The 20,344-nt window shown below is 62.7% G+C and carries 20 protein-coding genes; 5 read left to right on the forward strand and 15 right to left on the reverse strand.

Translation table 11 applies throughout. From position 1 onward, the window contains the following. Nucleotides 1–280 precede the first annotated feature (280 nt). From msrQ to mrcB, 9 genes are all read right to left on the reverse strand, one after another. A complete protein-coding gene (gene msrQ, locus QME24_RS23340; protein WP_280091781.1) occupies nucleotides 281–877 on the reverse strand; it encodes a protein-methionine-sulfoxide reductase heme-binding subunit MsrQ in 597 nt (198 codons plus the stop codon). Further along, on the reverse strand, nucleotides 877–1,890 hold the full coding sequence (msrP, locus tag QME24_RS23345; RefSeq protein ID WP_054913419.1) for a protein-methionine-sulfoxide reductase catalytic subunit MsrP: 1,014 nt from the start codon (nucleotides 1,888–1,890) through the stop codon (nucleotides 877–879). Before msrP ends, msrQ begins: the two co-directional genes overlap by 1 nt. A 79-nt stretch (nucleotides 1,891–1,969) precedes the next feature. After that, nucleotides 1,970–2,821, reverse strand: a complete 852-nt coding sequence (gene pssA, locus QME24_RS23350) for a CDP-diacylglycerol--serine O-phosphatidyltransferase (protein ID WP_009685387.1) — start codon at nucleotides 2,819–2,821, stop codon at nucleotides 1,970–1,972. A gap of 150 nt (nucleotides 2,822–2,971) precedes the next feature. After that, entirely contained in the window at nucleotides 2,972–3,988 is a 1,017-nt protein-coding gene (gene ilvC, locus QME24_RS23355) for a ketol-acid reductoisomerase (protein WP_009685386.1), read from the reverse strand. Between the two features lie 56 nt (nucleotides 3,989–4,044). Continuing rightward, nucleotides 4,045–4,536 carry an acetolactate synthase small subunit gene (ilvN, locus tag QME24_RS23360; protein ID WP_003250040.1) on the reverse strand — a complete coding sequence of 164 codons (492 nt, stop codon included), beginning with the start codon at nucleotides 4,534–4,536 and terminating at the stop codon, nucleotides 4,045–4,047. Between the two features lies 1 nt (nucleotide 4,537). Continuing rightward, on the reverse strand, nucleotides 4,538–6,262 hold the full coding sequence (locus tag QME24_RS23365; RefSeq protein ID WP_009685385.1) for an acetolactate synthase 3 large subunit: 1,725 nt from the start codon (nucleotides 6,260–6,262) through the stop codon (nucleotides 4,538–4,540). Nucleotides 6,263–6,670: 408 nt separating this feature from the next. Then, nucleotides 6,671–7,003 carry a YqcC family protein gene (locus QME24_RS23370; protein ID WP_009685384.1) on the reverse strand — a complete coding sequence of 111 codons (333 nt, stop codon included), beginning with the start codon at nucleotides 7,001–7,003 and terminating at the stop codon, nucleotides 6,671–6,673. Then, nucleotides 7,003–7,806, reverse strand: coding sequence for a tetratricopeptide repeat protein (locus QME24_RS23375; RefSeq protein WP_125855429.1), 804 nt, complete (start codon nucleotides 7,804–7,806; stop codon nucleotides 7,003–7,005). Before QME24_RS23375 ends, QME24_RS23370 begins: the two co-directional genes overlap by 1 nt. 15 nt (nucleotides 7,807–7,821) lie before the next feature. Then, nucleotides 7,822–10,143 carry a penicillin-binding protein 1B gene (mrcB, locus tag QME24_RS23380; protein WP_009685382.1) on the reverse strand — a complete coding sequence of 774 codons (2,322 nt, stop codon included), beginning with the start codon at nucleotides 10,141–10,143 and terminating at the stop codon, nucleotides 7,822–7,824. A 115-nt stretch (nucleotides 10,144–10,258) separates the two neighbouring features. Here mrcB and QME24_RS23385 point away from each other — a divergent pair, with 115 nt between their 5' ends. Together QME24_RS23385 and QME24_RS23390 are read left to right on the forward strand one after the other, a co-directional pair. After that, entirely contained in the window at nucleotides 10,259–11,821 is a 1,563-nt protein-coding gene (locus tag QME24_RS23385) for a bifunctional aminoglycoside phosphotransferase/ATP-binding protein (RefSeq protein WP_281691067.1), read from the forward strand. 237 nt (nucleotides 11,822–12,058) lie between these two features. Then, on the forward strand, nucleotides 12,059–12,337 hold the full coding sequence (locus QME24_RS23390; protein ID WP_009685380.1) for a TfoX/Sxy family protein: 279 nt from the start codon (nucleotides 12,059–12,061) through the stop codon (nucleotides 12,335–12,337). Between the two features lie 181 nt (nucleotides 12,338–12,518). On the opposite strand, the gene QME24_RS23395 is transcribed toward QME24_RS23390, so the two are convergent. From QME24_RS23395 to QME24_RS23410, 4 genes are read right to left on the reverse strand one after another with little or no spacing between them, the layout of a single operon-like run. Continuing rightward, complete coding sequence (locus tag QME24_RS23395) at nucleotides 12,519–13,403, reverse strand: ChaN family lipoprotein (RefSeq protein WP_054905995.1); 885 nt, start codon at nucleotides 13,401–13,403, stop codon at nucleotides 12,519–12,521. A 51-nt stretch (nucleotides 13,404–13,454) separates the two neighbouring features. Further along, nucleotides 13,455–14,222 (reverse strand): heme ABC transporter ATP-binding protein, encoded by a 768-nt coding sequence (locus tag QME24_RS23400; protein WP_009685378.1) that lies wholly within the window; start codon nucleotides 14,220–14,222, stop codon nucleotides 13,455–13,457. After that, nucleotides 14,222–15,205 (reverse strand): iron ABC transporter permease, encoded by a 984-nt coding sequence (locus QME24_RS23405; protein WP_172828436.1) that lies wholly within the window; start codon nucleotides 15,203–15,205, stop codon nucleotides 14,222–14,224. Before QME24_RS23405 ends, QME24_RS23400 begins: the two co-directional genes overlap by 1 nt. A 50-nt stretch (nucleotides 15,206–15,255) precedes the next feature. Next, nucleotides 15,256–16,140: an ABC transporter substrate-binding protein gene (locus QME24_RS23410; RefSeq protein ID WP_192440987.1), complete on the reverse strand. Its 885-nt coding sequence runs from the start codon at nucleotides 16,138–16,140 to the stop codon at nucleotides 15,256–15,258. Between the two features lie 147 nt (nucleotides 16,141–16,287). On the opposite strand from QME24_RS23410, the gene QME24_RS23415 reads away from it, so the two are divergent. Next, nucleotides 16,288–16,605, forward strand: a complete 318-nt coding sequence (locus QME24_RS23415) for a Rieske (2Fe-2S) protein (RefSeq protein ID WP_009685374.1) — start codon at nucleotides 16,288–16,290, stop codon at nucleotides 16,603–16,605. On the opposite strand, the gene sfsA is transcribed toward QME24_RS23415, so the two are convergent. Together sfsA and QME24_RS23425 are read right to left on the reverse strand one after the other, a co-directional pair. After that, complete coding sequence (gene sfsA, locus QME24_RS23420; protein WP_125855424.1) at nucleotides 16,595–17,308, reverse strand: DNA/RNA nuclease SfsA; 714 nt, start codon at nucleotides 17,306–17,308, stop codon at nucleotides 16,595–16,597. The genes QME24_RS23415 and sfsA overlap by 11 nt on opposite strands. Beyond that, nucleotides 17,308–18,480, reverse strand: coding sequence for a pyridoxal phosphate-dependent aminotransferase (locus QME24_RS23425; protein WP_054905999.1), 1,173 nt, complete (start codon nucleotides 18,478–18,480; stop codon nucleotides 17,308–17,310). Before QME24_RS23425 ends, sfsA begins: the two co-directional genes overlap by 1 nt. Nucleotides 18,481–18,690: 210 nt before the next feature. Between QME24_RS23425 and dksA the strand changes: the two genes are divergently transcribed. Both dksA and gluQRS read left to right on the forward strand, forming a co-directional pair. Then, nucleotides 18,691–19,137: an RNA polymerase-binding protein DksA gene (gene dksA, locus QME24_RS23430; protein ID WP_009685370.1), complete on the forward strand. Its 447-nt coding sequence runs from the start codon at nucleotides 18,691–18,693 to the stop codon at nucleotides 19,135–19,137. A gap of 63 nt (nucleotides 19,138–19,200) precedes the next feature. Next, nucleotides 19,201–20,088, forward strand: coding sequence for a tRNA glutamyl-Q(34) synthetase GluQRS (gene gluQRS, locus QME24_RS23435; protein WP_029886411.1), 888 nt, complete (start codon nucleotides 19,201–19,203; stop codon nucleotides 20,086–20,088). Nucleotides 20,089–20,344: the final 256 nt, after the last annotated feature.

The following is a 20,344-nucleotide window of genomic DNA, read 5'->3' on the forward strand; positions in this document are numbered from 1 at the left end:
CAAGGAGTTTGTCGTTCCGTTGTCGCTGGAAGTGGGGCGCATTATAAGGGGATTCGAGAGGGCGTCAACCTTTAATTTCATTTATTTGAAATATTCCAGGCGAAGGCTGTTTTGAGGCCGCGAAGTGTTCGCCACAACATTTTCAGCGCCTGTGAGATCGAGCGCCGCGCGGGCGGCGCTCGATCTCACAGGCACTGAATGTGTTGCGGCGTACGGCTCCCAACCCCACCACTATCTATAGACAGGCCCATTGCCCATCCTGAACCCAACTCACCCCCCCTTACCGCCTGACCAACCCAGCCAACCTCCGCGACACCGCCGGAACCCTCAGCCCCATCAACACAACCCCAACAAACGCATAAACCGCCCACTCCCGCAGATCCGAACGCACGATCCACAAGAAATGCAGCAACCCCAACCCCAACACCGCATACGCCAACCTGTGCAGCTTCTTCCACCGCGCCCCAAGCCGCCGCTGGCTATACCGGTTCGAGGTAACCGCCAACGCCAACAACCCAAGAAACCCCAGCGCCCCGACAATAATGTAAGGCCGCTTGCGCAGCTCCACCGCCAACTGCCCCCAATCCAGCCCGAGAATAAAGAACAGGTAACAGAGAATGTGCAGCACGATATACGCAAACACCCATAACCCCAGCTGCCGCCGCACCACGATCCAACCCGACCACCCCGTCAGCTTCTGCAGCGGCGTCATGCTCAAGGTCACCAGCAGGGAGATCAGCGCGCCAAGCCCCAACCGGTCCATCATGATCTTGCCCGGGTCAGGCCCCAGCAACCCCGTTGCCGCTTCGTACAACCACCAGGCAGGAAACAGGCAGCCCACAATAAAGATCGCCAGACGAAACCAGGGATAGCGCATCAGTAGTTCTTCCGCAGGTCGAGCCCGGCATAGAGCGAGGCCACTTCGTCGGCATAGCCATTGAACATTTGCGTCTCCCGCACATTGGGACTGAAAAGCCCGCTAGGCAGCCGCCGCTCCCGCGCCTGGCTCCAGCGCGGGTGATCGACAGTGGGGTTCACATTGGCGTAGAACCCATATTCATCGGGTGCCAGGCCCTGCCAGGTAGTTCCGGGCTGCTCGGCCACCAGGCTGATGCGCACGATCGACTTGATGCTCTTGAAACCATACTTCCACGGCACCACCAGCCGCAGCGGTGCACCATTCTGGTTGGGCAACTCGCGGCCATACATGCCTACCGCAAGAACCGCCAAGGGGTGCATCGCTTCGTCCAGCCGCAGCCCTTCTCTATAAGGCCAGTCGATCAGCGCAAAACCCGAGCGTTGGCCAGGCATATGCTCCGGGTCTTTCAGGGTTTCGAAGCGCACGTACCGGGCCTTTGAAGTAGGCTCGACCTGCTTCAGTACCTGAGCCAATGGGAACCCCAGCCATGGGATGACCATCGACCAGGCCTCAACACAACGCAGCCGGTATATGCGCTCTTCAAGCTGGTAGGGTTTGACGAAGTCTTCCAGGGCATAGCGCCCAGGCTTGCCGACTTCACCATCCACTACAACCGACCAAGGTTCGGTTTTCAGGCTGTCGCCATTGGCCGCCGGGTCGCCCTTGTCGGGGCCGAACTCATAGAAGTTGTTGTAGTGGGTAGCGTCCTTGAACGGCGTGATCGCCTCCCCTTTGGCCGTGACTGCCTGCCACTGCGTGGCGCCGAGCTTTTCCGTGAACCAGCCAGGCGCCTTGCCCGGCTCGACATCGGCATAACGGCTGGCCTCGGCCGCACGACCAACACTGGGCAATGCGCCCAGGGCCAGGCCGGCCAACGAGCCACCCAACAACGTACGACGGGAAAGGTAAATGCCTTCGGGGGTGATCTCCGATGCCTTGCACTCGGACGACCTGGGAAGCTTGATGAGCATGAGCGGCTCCATAGCACTGGGTAACGGACGTACCAGTAAGACTATGGAGCCGGCGGGTTATTCCAGCGTTAAGCGTTTTTTACGCTTTACGGCGGCGCGACTTGAGCAGGAACTGGATAGGCCCCGAAGCCGCGTAGGCGAGGAAGATCAGCAGCAGGATACGCGGCGGGTCGCTGAACACCACGGCAAACACCAGCACCACGGCAAGGATGGCCACAAATGGCACACGGCCCTTGAGGTCCAGCTCCTTGAAGCTGTTGTACTTGATGTTACTGACCATCAGCATGCCTGCAGCCGCCACCAACAGCGCCACCAGGAACGACAGCTTGGAGCCCTGAATACCGTAGTCGCTGAACGCCCACACGGTGCCGGCCACAACACCCGCGGCAGCCGGGCTGGCCAGGCCGATGAAGTAGCGCTTGTCGGCGGTGCCGACCTGGGTGTTGAAGCGTGCCAGGCGCAGCGCGGCGCCGGCAACATAGATGAAGGCGACCATCCAGCCAACCTTGCCCATGTCACCCAACGCCCAGCCGAAGGCCAGCAAGGCCGGGGCTACACCGAAGGCGACCATGTCCGACAGCGAGTCATACTCGGCGCCGAACGCGCTTTGGGTATTGGTCATGCGCGCGACACGGCCGTCGAGGCCATCGAGCACCATGGCCACGAAGATGGCAATGGCGGCAAACGCGAAATACTTGCTCGCTTCACGCGGGTCGCCAGCGCTCAGGGCGCTCTGTGCGCTCATCGAGCTGATGATGGAATAAAAGCCGGCAAACAGGTTGGCGGTGGTGAACAGGTTGGGCAGCAGGTAGATGCCGCGGTGGCGCACCTTGCGACCTTCGGCGTCATGGCCTTCTTCAACGTGCTCATCGACCGGTAGCAGGCTTTCGGCGTCGGAGGGCTTGTTCGGCTCTTCGGGACGTTCGCTCATGGAGGGTACCTTGCAACAGGATGGAAAATGTTCGACACGGGCCCGCGAAACAGGTTCTGACGGCAGGCCACTGGTCTGCTTTATACCAGATGCTGACTGCCAGAACGAAAAAACGCGGCCGAAGCCGCGTTTTTCATGTTGCGATGCTACTTAGTTCTTGGCTTTGTCGACGATCTTGTTCGCCGAAATCCAAGGCATCATCGAGCGCAGTTGCTCACCGATGATCTCGATGCCGTGCGAAGCGTTGTTACGACGCTTGGCGGTCATCGATGGGTAGTTGGTGGCGCCTTCGGAGATGAACATCTTCGCGTACTCGCCGTCCTGGATGCGCTTCAGTGCGTTGCGCATGGCCTTGCGGGATTCTTCGTTGATGACTTCTGGGCCGGTGACGTACTCACCGTACTCTGCGTTGTTGGAGATCGAGTAGTTCATGTTGGCGATACCGCCTTCGTACATGAGGTCAACGATCAACTTCAGCTCGTGCAGGCATTCGAAGTAGGCCATTTCCGGCGCGTAGCCAGCTTCAACCAGGGTTTCGAAACCGGCTTTGACCAGCTCTACGGTACCACCGCACAGGACGGCCTGCTCACCGAACAGGTCGGTTTCGGTCTCGTCCTTGAAGGTGGTTTCGATGATGCCGGTACGGCCACCACCCACGCCAGCGGCGTAGGACAGGGCGACGTTCTTGGCGTTGCCCGAAGCGTCCTGGTAGATCGCGATCAGGTCAGGGATACCACCGCCCTTGACGAACTCGGAGCGCACGGTGTGGCCCGGCGCTTTCGGCGCGATCATGATCACGTCCAGGTCGGCGCGCGGCACAACCTGGTTGTAGTGGATCGAGAAGCCGTGGGAGAAGGCCAGGGTAGCGCCCTTCTTGATGTTCGGCTCGATTTCGTTCTTGTACAGCGTGCCCTGGAACTCGTCCGGGGTCAGGATCATCACCAGGTCAGCCGCAGCGACAGCGGTAGCAACATCGGCAACTTTCAGGCCGTGGGCTTCAGCCTTGGCAACGGTAGCCGAACCTTTACGCAGACCGACGGTAACGTCTACACCGGAGTCCTTCAGGTTGCACGCCTGAGCGTGGCCCTGGGAGCCGTAACCGATGATGGCGACTTTCTTGCCCTGGATGATGGAAAGGTCGCAGTCTTTATCGTAGAAAACTTTCATGAAAATACCCCTGGTTATATCTCGGCCCCCTGCGGAGCCATCGCTAATTTTTAAATTCAGATGCTGAGCACTTTGTCGCCACGGGCAATGCCGGTAACGCCGCTGCGCACGGTTTCGAGAATCGATGCGGTGCCGATGGCCTGGATGAAGCTGTCCAGTTTGTCGCTGGTACCGCTCAGTTGTACGGTGTACACGCTGGCAGTCACATCGACGATCTGGCCACGGAAGATATCCGTGGTGCGCTTGATCTCGGCGCGCTGGGCACCGGTGGCCTTGACCTTGACCAGCATCAGCTCGCGCTCGATGTGGGCGCTTTCCGACAGGTCGACGAGCTTGACCACTTCGACCAGCTTGTTCAGGTTCTTGGTGATCTGTTCGATCACTTCGTCATGGCCAACGGTGGTCAGCGTCAGACGCGACAGGGTCGGGTCTTCGGTCGGCGCCACGGTCAGGCTTTCAATGTTGTAGTTGCGCTGGGAGAACAGGCCGACCACACGGGACAAAGCACCGGGTTCGTTTTCCAGCAGCAGGGAAATGATATGCCGCATATCAGGTACGCTCCGTCTTGCTCAGCCACATGTCACGCATCGAGCCATCCTTGATCTGCATCGGATAGACGTGCTCACTGCGGTCAACCGCGATGTCGATGAATACCAGGCGATCCTTCATCGCAAACGCTTCTTCCAGCATCGGCTTGAGGTCCTTCAGGCTGGTGATGCGGATACCCACGTGGCCATAGGCCTCGGCCAGCTTGATGAAGTCAGGCAGCGACTCGACATACGAGTGCGAGTGACGACCGTTGTAGGCCATGTCCTGCCATTGGCGGACCATGCCCAACACCCCGTTGTTCAGGTTGACGATCTTCACCGGCAGGCCGTACTGCATGCAGGTGGACAGCTCCTGGATGTTCATCTGGATGCTGCCTTCGCCGGTCACGCAGGCCACGTCCTGGTCCGGGAAGTTGAGCTTGATGCCCATCGCCGCCGGGAAGCCGAAGCCCATGGTGCCCAGGCCACCGGAGTTGATCCAGCGGTTCGGCTTGTTGAAACGGTAGTACTGCGCCGCGAACATCTGGTGCTGACCTACGTCGGAGGTGACGAAGGCATCGCCTTTGGTCACTTCGCACAGGGTCTCGATGACTTTCTGCGGCTTGATGACATTGCCGTCGCCCTTGTCGTAAGGGAACAGCTCACCATTGCCACGCCACTCGTCGATCTGCTTCCACCAGGCATCCAGCGCGGCCTTGTCGGGCTGCTCGCCGATTTCCTTGAGGATACCGAGCATTTCGCTGAGCACGCTGTCGACCGGGCCAACGATAGGTACATCGGCTTTGATCATCTTCGAGATCGACGCCGGGTCGATATCGACATGGATGATCTTGGCATTCGGGCAGAACTTGGCCGGGCCGTTGACCACGCGGTCGTCGAAACGCGCACCGACGGCGAAGATCACGTCGGCATTGTGCATGGCCATGTTGGCGGTGTAGCTGCCGTGCATGCCGAGCATGCCGAGGAACTGGCGATCAGTACCCGGGAAGCCGCCCAACCCCATGAGGGTGTTGGTGACAGGCAGGTTCAGCGACTTGGCGATTTCGGTCAGCGCTTCGGAGCCACCGCCCAGGATCACACCGCCACCGGCGTAGACGATTGGGCGCTTGGCAGCCAGCAGCATCTCGGCCGCCTTGCGGATCTGGCCGGAGTGGCCACGGACCGCTGGGCTGTACGAGCGCAGTTTGACCTTTTTCGGGTAGACGTATTCGAACTTTTCAGCCGGGTTGGTCATGTCTTTTGGAATGTCGACCACGACTGGACCTGGGCGACCGGATTGCGCCAGGTAGAACGCCTTTTTCAGAATTTCAGGGATCTCGGTCGGGTGCTTGATCATGAAGCTGTGCTTCACGATCGGCCGCGAGATACCGATCATGTCGGTTTCCTGGAAGGCATCGGTACCTACCATGGTGCTAGGCACCTGGCCGGACAGGATGACCATCGGAATCGAGTCCATGTAGGCGGTGGCAATACCGGTGATGGCATTGGTCGCGCCCGGGCCGGAGGTTACCAGCACCACACCGGCCTTGCCGGTGGCGCGGGCGTAGCCGTCCGCCATATGGGTTGCCGCCTGTTCGTGACGAACCAGGATGTGTTCCACTTCCGGTTCTTTGAACAGCGCGTCGTAAACATGCAGGAGAGCACCACCAGGGTACCCGTAGATGTGCTTAACGCCTTCGTCACGCAAGAAGCGGACGACCATCTCAGCGCCAGATAAAAGCTCCACGTTGTTCACCTCTAAAACGCCAGAATACCGCCCCTTCAGGACGGGTCTTAATAGGTTTACTGCCAAGCAGAGCATGAGCGAACGTCAGCACTGACTGAGCAAGTATTGGGAGCGCCCCAGAGTGTTGCGGGGTTTTCCCACCCAGCGCGAGGTAACGCGTTGCGGGGTGTAACAGGTCGGCGCGGGTGTGCGCCTCATGATCTGCTTAGCGGGTCTGCTTCTGGCAGTCCCTCTAAAGCGGAAGTTGGATTCTTGTGATTCGGCGCGCACAAGTCAAGAAAAATTATTGCCAATTTTTCCCCGAGATGAATTCTTGCAACCACTAAAAATCGCTTCAGCAGCAGAAATAATAAGATTTCCATAAAAAAGGGCCACAATCTGCGGCCCTTGACGAAAAAACTGAAGAAATCAGGCAGAAGGAGCGATCAATTGGTCAAAAGCTGCCAACAGCCGGCGCAGCTCACGACTTTGCTCCGGCCGGTCGGCAAACACCGTTTCGGCCATGACCAGGATGCTGGAGGCATTTGGCAGCGGCTGGCCGAGCTCGATGATGATCTTCATGCGTTGCAGGAAAATCCATTGCAGCCATTGCTCGAAACGCAAGGTATCGACGGCGAAGGGCACCGTACTGGCCAGCGCCTCGTCGCTCGGTGGCTCGTCCTCCCACCAGCCTTGCACCTGCAGCTCACGCTCGATCAGCAGCAGGTGGTCGGCGATGTCCAGAATACGTTGCTCGATCATCAGGAACTGACCCGCGCTTTTTGCCGGGCCAAGGCGGCGCCAGCGCTATCGCCCTGTTTTTCACGGGCCTGTGCGATGGTGTTCCACAGTTCGGCCTGCAGGCTGGGGCGGCCGTTGGCGTAGGTCAGGGCGCGACGCGCCAGCTGCTCGGCCTGCGGGGCATCGCCTTGCGACAAACGCACCTGAGCCAGGCGGTAGAGCACCTGCGGTTCGCGCGGGGCAATGCGCTGGGCACGCTCCAGGCTGGAAGCAGCGCCGTTGAAATCGCCACTGCCCTGCTGGGTGGTGGCGGTGGTCAGCAGTGCCAGTACTGGGCCGTCCAGTTGCTCGTCAGCCGCCAGGCCACCTGCAGCCGTGTTGCTGCGCGGAATACCGGTGGGGGCACTGGTGCTTTGTGGGGCGCTGTTCATCGCCGCGATATCGAACGGTTCGTCGGCGATCGGGTTGGGGTTGGTGGTCATGGGCGCCGACGTGGCCGGCCCGGTAGCGATCGGCCCCGGCGTGATCGGCGCGGTGCTGATCGGCGCCGCGCCATTGGCCGCCGGGAAGGTCTGGATGCCCGAAGCGCCTGCGCCCTGCGGGATCATCACGGTGACGCCGGAATCCTCAGGCATTGTTTGCGCTTGCGCGGTGCCAGCATTGTAACCACCCGCCGGGCGGTTGGCAGACACGCGCTCGCTGTTCGACACGCGGGTGCTCGAATCGACCACCGGAATATTGCCGCGTGGGACGCTGGAGCACCCCTGGAGCACAGCCAGCGCCGTCACGGCAGGAAACAGCCACTTGTTCACGTCACACCTCATCAATGCAGCCTGCGCTTAATTCATCCAGCCCTTGACCCAGTCCATGACCGATTCAGCTGGATTCTGCTCGCCGCCACAGGTTGCGCCAGCGGGCGGTTCACTGCCGCGAATATACGGCATCTGTACCGCTCCCGGACAGCTGCCGTCAGACCCTTGGCCGCTGTAGGGGTCGATCCAGGCCTGTACCACGTTGTCCGGTTGCGGCATGTCCAGCGGCAGCGGGTCGGCCTTCTTCATGAAGCTGGTCCATACCTGCAGGGCACCGGTGGCGCCGGTGAACGGTGTTTTCCCGTTATCGTCGCGGCCCATCCACACCACCGCCAGCAAATCCTGGCTGAAACCAGAGAACCAGCTGTCGCGCGAGTCGTTGCTGGTACCGGTCTTGCCCGCCAGGGTCAATGAGCGCGGCAAGGTGTTGTACACCGAGCGCCCGGTACCTTCGCGCATCACTCGCTGCATGGCGTTCTGCACCAGGTAGATGGCACCCGGGTCGAAGGTTTGCTGGATCTGGAACGGGTAGCGCTTGAGCGGTTCGCCCTCGGCGGTGAGCACGCTGCGAATACCGCGCATCGGCGTGTTGAAGCCACCATTGGCAATGGTCTGGTACATGGTCGCGACCTGCATCGGCGACATGCCGCCAGCCCCCAGCAGCATGGCCGGGAAGGCTGGCCAGTCGACATTCACCCCCAGCCGGCCGATGGTCTTGATCACGTTTGGCACCCCCACTTCCAGGCCGATCTTGGCAGTGGACAGGTTGTAGGAATTGGCCAGCCCCTGGTACAGGTAGATCGTGCCGTGCGGGCGGCGGTCATAGTTTTGTGGGCGCCAGACCTGGCCGTCGCCACCTTTGACCGAAAACGGCTCATCCTGCACCCAGCTGGTCAGGGTGTACTTGCTCGGCTGCTCCAGCGCGGTCAGGTAGACAGCCGGCTTGACCAGCGAGCCGATCGGCCGCGAGGCATCGATGGCGCGGTTGAAGCCGGCGAAACCTGCCTGGCGGCTGCCGATCAGGGCCTGTACCTCACCGGTTTCCGGGTTGGTCACGACCATCGCCGATTCGACCTCGTCCGCCCCTTTGCGCCCGGCCAGGCGCTTGAACGTCTCGCTCATCGAGGCTTCGGCCTTCATCTGCAGGATCGGGTCGAAGCTGGTAAAAATACGCAAGCCTTCCTCGGTCAAGTCTTCATCGCGGTAGTCCTGGCGCAACTGCCGCTTGACCAGGTCGAGGAAGGCCGGGAACGAGCTGTCGGCCAGGCTGCCACGTTTGGTCACGCCCAGCGGCATCTTCTTCGCTGCATCGACCTCCTCCTGGCTGGCCACGCCTTGTTCGGCCACCAGGTCGAGCACCAGGTTGCGGCGGGCCAGGGCACGTTCAGGGTAACGCCGCGGGTTGTAGTAGGACGGGCCCTTGACCATGCCCACCAACAAGGCGATCTGGTGCAGCTTCAACTCCGACAGCGGCTGGCTGAAGAAGAACTGGCTGGCCAGGCCGAAGCCGTGCACGGCACGCTGGCCGTCCTGCCCGACAAAGACCTCGTTGAGGTAGGCCTCGAGGATTTCGCGCTTGTCGTAATGCAGTTCAAGCAGCACCGCCATCATCGCTTCGGTCACTTTGCGGCTGAGGCTGCGCTCGCTGCTGAGGTAGAAGTTCTTCACCAACTGCTGGGTCAAGGTACTGCCACCCTGGCGCATCGAGCCGGATGAAGTATTCACCCACATGGCCCGGGCGATGGACTTGGGCGACACGCCATGGTGGCTGTAGAAGTCGCGATCTTCCGTGGCAACCAGGGTCTCGAGCAGGTACTTGGGCACCTGGTCGATCTTGATCAGAATGCGGTCTTCAAGGTTTTTCGGGTAGATACCGCCGATCATCAGCGGCTCCAGGCGCACCACGTCAAGCGCCTTGCCATTGGCCCCGGAAAGGCCGGCCACGTAATCGCCGGAGAAGCGTACGCGCACGAACTGCGCGGGCTCCATGCCCTCGTAGAACTGGAAGCCACGGGTGTTGAGGTCGACGGTGTTGCCGTTGACGGCCGCCGCCCCCGGGCCGTTGGCCGCGCTTTCACGCCGGTAGCCAAGCGCGTCGAGCTCGGTGAGGAAGTCGTTCTTGCTCAGTTTCTGGCCGGTGAACAGCTCCAACGGCCGTGCATACACCTTGGCCGGGATGGTCCAGCGCTTGCCAGAGAACTTCTCCTGGACAACGGCATCGAGGTAAACCGCGAAGCCGGCGACGATCACCAGGCCTACCAGGCTGAGCTTCAAAGCCCAGCCCAGCCAGGCGCGGGAGCGGCCGGTCGGGCGTTTTTGAGGGGTACGGGGAGTTCGGGTTCGAGTCATGACGGCGGATTATACGCACTTTGGAAAGACTGGGCAGGCGGCCCGGCGGTAGGCAGGGACGGCACCATTGACCATAATGATGCATTCGAATTCCCTGCCCCCGGAAGGATTTGCCGTGAGCCAAGCTCTTATCACTGCGTTGCAGAACCCCGCCCTGTACCCCCACCCCGTGGACGGGTTCCAGCTCATCGAGACGCATATCTCCTGGGTGCTGCTGACGGGCGAGTACGCCTACAAGATCAAGAAACCGATGAACTTCGGCTTTCTCGACTTCACTGGCCTGGACCAGCGCCAGCATTTCTGTAACGAAGAATTGCGCCTGAACCAGCGCCTGACCGACGGCCTGTACCTGGACGTTTTGCCGATCACCGGTAGCGCCGATGCGCCGCAGCTCGCCGGCGAAGGCCAGGCCATCGAATATGCACTGAAGATGCGCCAGTTCCCCCAAGGCCAGATGCTCAGCACCTTGCAGGCCAATGGCGAACTGAACGCCACGCACATCGACCAGATGGCCCGGCAGATTGCCGAATTCCACCTGCAGGCCCCGCGGGTACCGGTCGAGCACCCACTGGGCACGCCGGAGGCCGTCATGGTGCCGGTGGAGCAGAACTTCGAGCAGATTCGCCCGTTCCTCAGCGACAAGGCCGACCTGCAACAGCTAGACGCCCTGCAAGCCTGGGCACGCAGCAGCTTCGAGCGCCTGCATGGCCTGCTGGAAAAACGCAAGGCCAATGGCTTCATTCGCGAATGCCACGGTGACATTCACTTGGGCAACGCCACGCTGATCGATGGCCAGGTGGTGATCTTCGACTGCATCGAATTCAACGAACCGTTCCGCCTGACCGACGTCTACGCCGACACCGGCTTCCTGGCGATGGACTTGGAAGACCGCGGCCTCAAGTGCCTGGCCCGGCGCTTCATCAGCCAGTACCTGGAACTGACCGGCGACTACGAAGGCCTGGAGCTGCTCAACTTCTACAAGGCCTACCGCGCACTGGTACGGGCCAAGGTCGCACTGTTCAGCATGCCGGCCAATGCCGATGGCGTGCAGCGTGCCACCACCCTGCGCACCTACCGCAACTACGCCAACCTGGCAGAAAGCTACAGCGCCATCCCTTCGCGCCTGCTGGCCATCACCCACGGCGTATCGGCAGTGGGCAAAAGCCATGTGGCCATGCGCATGGTCGAGGCCCTGGGCGCGGTGCGCGTGCGTTCCGACGTAGAGCGCAAGCGCTTGTACGGCGAACAGCAGCAGGTTGAGGCCGCCCAGCTCAGCACCGGCATCTATGCCGAGGAGGCCAGCACTGCCACTTACCGGCGCCTGCACGAAGTCGCCGCGACCGTACTGCGGGCAGGGTTCCCGGTGGTGCTGGATGCCACCTACCTCAAACGCGAACAGCGCCTGGCTGCGGCCGAGGTCGCCAGCCAGACTGGCGTGCCGTTCCTGATTCTGGACTGCCACGCGCCGGACCCGGTAATCGCCAGCTGGCTGGAGCAGCGCCAGGCCGAGAACAGCGACCCGTCGGATGCCACCCTGGAGGTGGTCAAGGCGCAGCAGGCCAGCCGAGAGGCGCTGGATACGCAGGAGCTGGCGCAGAGCACCCACGTTGACACCCAGACTGCTGGCAGCATGGACCAGGTGATCGAGCAGATTCGCCAGCGTCTGCCTGGCTTGTAAGCTAGCCGGTTTCCTGGGCCGGCCCTTCGCGGGCTTGCCCCTCCTACAGGTAAACCACAGCCCCTGAAGGCTGCGCCGAACCTGTGGGAGCGGGCGAGCCCGCGAAGAGGCCGGCACAGGGCATCTCATCGCCCCGATGGCAAAAAGCCGCGTATTCCCCAACCCCCGCTACACTCCTCTCTGACCTGCTCGCGATTTATCTCCCCATGACACGTTCAGCCATCGCAAGGAGGCTCGATGAACGATGAATTGCAGCATCTGAAAAACCTTGGCAAGACCTCTGCGCAGTGGCTGCATGCGGCCGGCATTCACAGTGCATCGGATCTGCGCCGCCTGGGTGCGGTGGGTGCATACCAGGCCGTGAAGACGCGAGGGTTTCGCGCATCGAAGGTGCTGTTGTATGCCATAGAAGGCGCCCTGCTGGATATGCACTGGAACGATTTGCCACTCGAACGCAAGGAAGCCCTCAACCAACAACTGGATGCGAAAAACCCCGCGCAAAAAAATCCAAAATAAGCGCGAAAAGGGGATTGACGGCTAAATGAGAATTGTTATGATTATCACAACTGGTCGCGAGACTGGTTGGATAAGCTAAGAGCCCCTGGTTCGGACTCTCAGATTATCTCCTCATCAGGCTAATCACGGTTATTGACCCGGCAATTTGCCGGGTCTTTTTTTTGCCCAAGGTTTCCATGTCTTATCGTTTCAGCTGCGCGCAATAATCCTGCTCTGGCGTCGCCGCCGTGTACCACACGTAATCGGCCTCACCGGCATCAACCTTCTCGCCCACCTCGGCCAGCATCAGCACCTTGCTCGCACCCTGCGCACCCAAGTCACTCAGGTGCAACGGCACGCCCAGGTCCTTACGCACGTGATAGGCCCCGGCAAACAGCAGTGCCGGTTGCGGCGCCGCCAGCAAGCGCTCGGCCATGCGCCGGTCACGCTGCTGCTGCACGGCCAGCATCGCCGGTAGCTGGCTTTCCGGCAGCATCCCGCAATGCCCGGTGCGTACCTGCTGCAGCAAGCTCGCCCTGACCGTCGCGGCATTGGATTTCTCGCCCGCCAATGGCGCCGGCTGCCGGTAGGCGTGGCGCATTTCACTTGGGGAAAGGTTGGCGGCCAGCAGGGGGACCTGCTGTTGCAGGGCTGCACGCACGATCGGCCCGTACAACTGCCAGTCCCAGCCCTCCTGCCACGCCAGTGCGATGGGCAAGTCTGCCGGCAAGGGTTGCCTTTTGAGCCTGTCCACCCGCGGCTGCTGTTCAGGTTGCAGCATCTCCAGCAATAGGCTGCCCTGGGCACGCTGGCTCTGCAGGGCGTGCAGCAACCACACTTGCAGTGCGTGGTGGTCGGGGTTGTCATGTTTTTCGCCGACCAGTACTCGCGGTGCGGTAGCCAAACGCTGTACCAGTTGGTCCGGGCTGATTACCTGCCCGCTGCCGAGATCGACCACCTGCCCAAGCTGGGCATGCGTGCGCCCTTCGGTGCTCTGCCAGGCAGGCAACGGTGGCAGGCTGGCCTGGCAGCCGCCCAATACCAGTAACATGCACAGCGAAAAACCGGACAACAGCGGGTGTCGCATTGGCAGAAGCTCCATGGGTAGCGGCCGCTCACGACCACGATCGGGCCGGCTTTAACGGGTAATGATCAGCGGGTGGCCACGCTCAGGATGTGCCTGCACCAGCACGTCGATCCCGTACACGGCCTTCAACGCTGCCGGCGTCAGCACCTGTTCAGGCGAGGCAAAGGCATGGCAACGCCCCTGCTCCAGCAACAGGATCCGGTCACAGTAGCGCGCCGCCAGGTTCAGGTCATGCAAGATCACCAGCACCGCGGCGCCGCGGTCGGCAAAGCGGCGCACAGCCTCCAGGGTAGTGTGCTGGTGCAGCGGGTCGAGCATCGAGGTGGGCTCATCGAGCAACAAGGTAGTGCCCTGCTCCCCCGGCCACAACTGTGCCAGCACACGGGCAAGGTGCACGCGTTGCCGCTCGCCGCCGGACAACGCCAGGTAACTGCGCCCTACCAGGTGCCAGGCATCTGCTGCCTGCAACGCCGCTTCGACAATTTCGGCGTCGCGCCGCTGCCCGGTGCCGTGCGGCATGCGGCCCATGGCCACCACTTCCTCGACGCTGAACGAAAACCCCAGGCTCGACACCTGAGGCAATACGGCCAGGCGCCGGGCCCGCTCTTGTCCAGGCCAATCACCGAGGCCGCGCCCCTGCAACGTCACCCGCCCACGGTCTGGCACCAGCTCGCCACACATCACGCCCAACAGGCTGCTCTTACCCGCGCCGTTGGGGCCGAGCACGCCCACCACCTGGCCGGGGGGCAATTGCAGATCAATGTCATGCAGCACCTCGTTGCTGCCCCGCCGCAAGTGCAGGCCCTCGGCATGCAACATCAGCTGCGCCCTCGCACCAGCAGGAACAGAAAGAACGGCGCCCCGACAAAGGCCGTGACAATGCCGATCGGCAACTCGGCAGGTGCCAGCAGCAGCCGTGCCGCCAGGTCGGCAAACAGCATGAGCACACCGCCAGCCAGCAGCGAGGCTGGCAACAACACCCGGTGATCCGGCCCGGCCAGCAAACGCACCAGGTGCGGCACCACCAGCCCGATGAAGCCGATCAGGCCGGCAGCCGCAACAGCCGCACCCACCCCAAGCGCCGTGCAGAACACCAGTTCGCGCTTGAGCCGCTCCACATCAACGCCCAGGTGGCGGGCCTCGGATTCCCCCAAAAGCAAGGCATTCAGCGCTTTGGCCCGCCGTGGCAGCCACAGTGCCACACCCGCCGCCACCAGCAATAACGGCCATAGCCGGTCGTAGCTGGCACCGTTGAGGCTGCCCAGGTTCCAGAAGGTCAACGTACGCAACGTGGCGTCATCGGCCAGGTACGAGAACAGCCCCACCACCGCGCCGCCCAGTGCCGTCATCGCGACCCCGGCCAGCAGCATGGTGGCCACGTTGGTCTGCCCATCGCGGCGGCCCAGGCGGTAGACCAGCGCCGTCACGCCAAGGCCCCCGACAAAGGCACAGAACGACAGCAAATAGGGTGCAATGGCCTCTGGCAGGCCGCCGAACCAGGCCCCGCCGACAATAGCGAGCGCCGCGCCCACGGCCGCCCCGGCGGCCACCCCGACCAAACCCGGATCGGCCAGCGGATTACGGAACAACCCCTGCATGGCGACCCCGGACAACGCCAGCACCGCGCCCACTGCCAGCCCAAGCAAGGTGCGCGGCAGGCGGATCTGGCCAAGGATCATTTCGGCCTGCTGCAAGCCGTCGGCGGTAACGGGCAGGCCCATCAACCGCAGGCCCGCGCGCAGGGTATCGAACAGCGGCAGGCTGACCGGCCCAAGCGCCAGCGACAGCCACACCGCCAGCAGGCACAGCAGGCTCAGGCAAATGAACAACGTACGTGGCTGGACCCGCTGTTTCATTGTGCGAAGCTGGCCTTGGCTGCCGGGTAGAAGGTCGCTGCCAGTGATTGCAAGGTCGCCGGCAGGCGCGGCCCAAGCCCACCGACCAGCAGCGTGGGGTCAAGCGACACCAGGCGTTGCCCACGCACGGCACGCGAAGCCGCCAGCGCCGGGTTTTCTTTCAACAAAGCCTGCAGCGCCTGCTCATCGGCCAGCGCCCGGTCGGAGAACACGATCACATCCGGGTCCAGGGCAGCCAATGCTTCGTTCGAGAACTGCTTGTAGCCCTGATGCTCTGCCAGGTTGCGCCCACCGGCCTGGCCCAGCAGCCAGTCACCGGCGGTGCCCTGCCCGGCGATCAGCGGCTTGGCCCCAGCGTGCCCGACCAGCAGCAACACCCCGGGTGCCTTGTGCTGCGCCTGGGCCTGCTGGACCTTGGCCTGCAAGGTATGCAGTTGCTGATGGTAACCCGCGGCCAGCGCAGTGGCCTGGGGTTCTGCACCCAGCAGTTGCCCCAACTGCTTGAGGTTGCTGTCTACCGCCGCCAGCTCGGCCTTGCTGGAAAACAGCTCGACACGCACACCGGCCTTGCGGATTTGCGCCAGTACCGGCGGCGGGCCCATTTCTTCGGTACCCACCAGCACATCCGGGCGCAGGCTGAGCACGCCCTCGGCCGACAGCTGGCGCTGGTACCCCACGCTGGGCAGCGACTTCAACGAAGCTGGGTGCTGACTGGTCGTGTCCACCCCCACCAGCCGCGCTTCACCACCCAACGCGCATATCCACTCGCTCAGCGCGCCGCCGGCGCTGACCCAGCGTTGCGGCAGGTCTGCCGCCAGGGCCTGGCTAGAGAGCACAAGGCTTGCACACAAGGCGAGCAAAGCGACGGGACGACGCATCATCGGGTTCCTTCTGAAGGCGAGCTGCACGCCTTGTGGCGAGCGGCGGAACTGCGCACCATGGACGGCCGAACGCAGCGAATGCGGGCAATTTGATAATTATTCGCATTGACGCGTCAAGCCATCATCTGTTTCACGAGTCGTACTGCCATGCATTTTCTCTGTACATCACCCAGCCTGGCCGAGGGCCAGGCACGCGCCTTCAGCGTAGACGGCCTGCAACTGTTCGGCGTGCGCCGCCAGGGCCAGGTCTACCTGTACCGCAACCGCTGCCCGCACAAGGGCATCCCGTTGAACTGGGCACAGGAGCGGTTTCTCGATGACAGCGCGAGCCTGATCCAGTGCGGCCATCACGGCGCGCTGTTCCTGATCGAGAGCGGCGAATGCGTGGCCGGCCCCTGTGACGGTGAGCAGTTGCAGGCCCTGGGCTGCCATGAAGACACCCAGGGCGTCTGGCTCAAGGGTTGAGCAGCACCGGCAAGCGGCGGTCGATGACGATACCCTGCGGGTCCAGGCGCGTGCCGTATGCCAGCACTTCCACCCCGCCCGCCACCGCAGCACGCAACGCCTGGGCGTAAGCGGCATCGATCTCCTCGGCAGGGCGCACCGCGTCGATGCCGGTCAGGTTGACGCAATACAGTTGCACCGCCCGTATGCCTTGGCTGGCCAGCTTCGCCAGCTCGCGCAGGTGCTTGGCCCCGCGCTGGGTCACCGCATCGGGAAACGCCGCAACCGGGCTATCGGGGTAGCCCAGGGTCACGCTCTTGACCTCGACGTAGGCCGGGGCACCGTCGAACTCCAGGCGGAAGTCGATGCGGCTGCCCTCCTCGCCATACGCCACCTCACGCCTGAGTGCCGTGAACCCGGCCAGCTCGGCGATCGTACCGGCGTGCAGCGCCTCTTCGACCAGGGCATTGGCCCGCCCGGTATTCACGCACGCCAACCGGCCCTGTGGGGTTTCGCTGATTTCCCAGGTGCCCGGCAGTTTGCGCTTGGGGTCGTTGGAGCGGCTGAACCACACCCGCCCGCCTTCACGCATGCAATTGAGCATGGAGCCAGTATTCGGGCAGTGGATGGTCAACTGCTCGCCGCTGGCCAGTTCGATATCGGCCAGGAACCGTTTGTAGCGACGCAGCAGGCGGCCGTGTTCGAGTGCAGGTGAAAAAAGCATCAGCCTTGCCAGCTCCGCAAGCCACGGGCAATGCGATGCACCGCCTCCTCCAGGCGCGGCAGGCTTTGCGTGTAGGCAAAGCGCACATGGTGCCCGGCCAGGTGGCGACCGAAGTCCAGGCCCGGGGTGAAGGCCACGTGTTCGGTCTCCAGGAAATGCCGGCAGAAGGCAAACGCATCACCGCCATAAGCGCTGATATCGGCATATAGATAGAACGCCCCCTGCGGCTCAACGGCAATGCGCAAACCCAGCTCGCGCAGCGCCGGCAGCAGGTAGTCGCGGCGGCGGGCAAATTCGGCGCGACGCTGTTCGAAGATGGCCAGGGTTTCGGGCTGGAAGCACGCCAGCGCAGCATGCTGTGCCATGCTCGGCGCACTGATGTACAGGTTCTGCGCCAGTTTCTCCAGGTCGGCCACGGCCTGCGGTGGAGCCACCAGCCAGCCAAGGCGCCAGCCGGTCATACCGAAATACTTGGAAAAACTATTCAGGACGAACGCCGAGTCATCCACTTCCAGCACGCTGGGCGCATCCATGCCGTACGTCAGCCCATGGTAAATCTCGTCGACTACCAAGTGGCCGTGCCGTTCACGGGTGGCCTTGGCCAGGCTGGCCAGTTCGGTACGGCCCAGCACCGTGCCGGTCGGGTTGGCCGGCGAGGCGACCAAGGCGCCAACGGTATCCTGGTCCCAGTAGCGCTGCACCAGGTCGGCGGTCAACTGGTAGTTCACCTCCGGGCCGACCGGTACCAGTTGCGCCCCGCCTTCTACCAGGCGCAGGAAGTGGCGGTTACACGGGTAGCCCGGGTCAGCCAGCAGCCAGTGCTTGCCGGGGTCGACCAGCAGGCTGCTGGCCAGTAACAGGGCGCCTGAGCCGCCTGGAGTAATGAGAATGCGCTGCGGGTCGATGCTCAGGCCATAGCGCTGTGCATAGAACCCGGCTATCGCTTCGCGCAGCGCCGGCAGGCCGCGTGCGGCGGTATAGCGGGTGTGGCCGGCGGCCAGCGCGGCCTGGCCCGCAGCCACAATCGGTGCTGCGGTGGTGAAGTCCGGCTCGCCGATTTCCAGGTGGATCACGTCGTGGCCGGCCGCCTGCAGCTCGTTGGCCCGCGCCAGCAGTGCCATGACATGGAAAGGTTCGATGGCGCGGCTGCGCGCGCTGTAGGGGTGGGCCATGACCTTCTCTCAATAGCGGCTAAACTGATGATTCTACCTGCGTAAGCAATCGAACGTACCGCTCAGGCCGGTGTCTGTTAGCAGGATCGGGCGGGCTAGCGCACCCCCGATCTATCTGGTAAGTTCGGCGGCTCGCAGTCGCAGGGCCGGCGGTCGCCGGAGATGGAGCATCCTGCGCATTGGATCAGATGAGTGAGAGGCGGTCTATTCATGTCCACCGTAGAAAAGCAAAAAACCGGTCAGACCATGTACGGTGTCGAGCCTTACGTAGAGTCCAAGGGTGAAGAATACATGGGTGAGCCCATGAAAAAGCACTTCACCAAGCTTCTCGGCGCCTGGAAGCAAGAGCTGATGACCAGTGTGGACCGCACTGTGGATCACATGAAGGACGAGGCAGCCAACTTCCCCGACCCGGCCGATCGTGCCAGCCAGGAAGAAGAATTCGCCCTTGAGCTGCGCAACCGCGACCGCGAGCGCAAGCTGATCAAGAAAATCGACAAGACCCTCGACAAGATCAAGGCCGACGAATACGGCTGGTGCGAGTCGTGCGGCATCGAGATCGGCCTGCGCCGTCTGGAAGCCCGCCCTACCGCCGACCTGTGCTTCGACTGCAAGGAAATCGCCGAGAAAAAGGAAAAAACGGTCGGCAAAGGCTGATCTTTCTTCCCACCGAACGGGGCGCATCATGCGCCCCGTTGCATTTATATACCCAGCCAGACCATGACCAACTCCAGCTACATTGGGCGCTTTGCCCCCACCCCCAGCGGTTTCCTGCACTTTGGCTCACTGGTGGCTGCACTCGCCTCCTGGCTGGATGCCCGCGCGGTCGACGGCCGCTGGCTACTGCGCGTGGAAGACACCGACCCGCCCCGGGAAATGCCCGGCGCCCGTGACGCCATCTTGCAAACCCTCGAACGCTACGGCCTGCACTGGGACGGCGAAGTGGTGTTTCAAAGCCAGCGCCACGACGCCTATGCCGCGGTGGTCGACCGCCTGTTCAACATGGGCCTGGCCTATGCCTGCACCTGCTCGCGCAAGCAACTGGAGGCCTATGGCGGCATCTACCCAGGCCTGTGCCGTAACGCCGGGCATGCGCGCGAGGGTGCGGCGATCCGCTTGCGGGTGCCAGAGCTGATCTACCGTTTCAGCGACCGCGTACAAGGCGTTTACCAGCAGCACCTGGGCCGCGACGTGGGCGATTTCGTGATACAGCGCCGCGATGGCCTGTATGCCTACCAGCTGGCCGTGGTACTGGACGACGCCTGGCAAGGTGTCACCGACATCGTGCGCGGTGCCGACCTGCTCGACAACACCCCGCGCCAGTTGTACCTGCAAGAGCTGCTGGGCTTTTCGCAGCCGCGCTATCTGCACATACCGCTGATCGTGCAGCCGGACGGCCACAAGCTTGGCAAGTCATACCGTTCGCCGCCGTTGCAGGCCGAGCAGGCGACGCCGCTGTTGTTGCGGGCGTTGCGGGCGCTGGGGCAGGCGACTGACCCGCAGTTGCTGCTGGCAACGCCGGCTGAAGTATTGGCCGTGGCCCGCCAGCAGTGGCGGCCCGAAGCGATTGCGCAGCGCACGACGGTGCCAGAGGCTGAACTGCGCTGAGGCCTTGCCGGCCCTATCGCAGGCAAGCCAGCTTCCACAGGGATCGCCTTAGGGCTGACAGGTGTTTGTCAGAAGATATGCAGCGCCTGTGGTGATCCTGTGGGAGATTGTATGGTTCCTGGCAAGGGTAGCCGCTGCATCTTCAGTGCCTGTGAGATCGAGCGCCGCCCGCGCGGCGCATCGCGAGCTGCGCTCGCTCCTACGTTTGTTTCGGGCTAGTAACCCCTGTGCCAGATGCGCGCGGCCGCCTTGTTCG

This window comes from Pseudomonas sp. PARCl1 (genome assembly GCF_947311875.1).
GTDB lineage: Bacteria > Pseudomonadota > Gammaproteobacteria > Pseudomonadales > Pseudomonadaceae > Aquipseudomonas > Aquipseudomonas juntendi.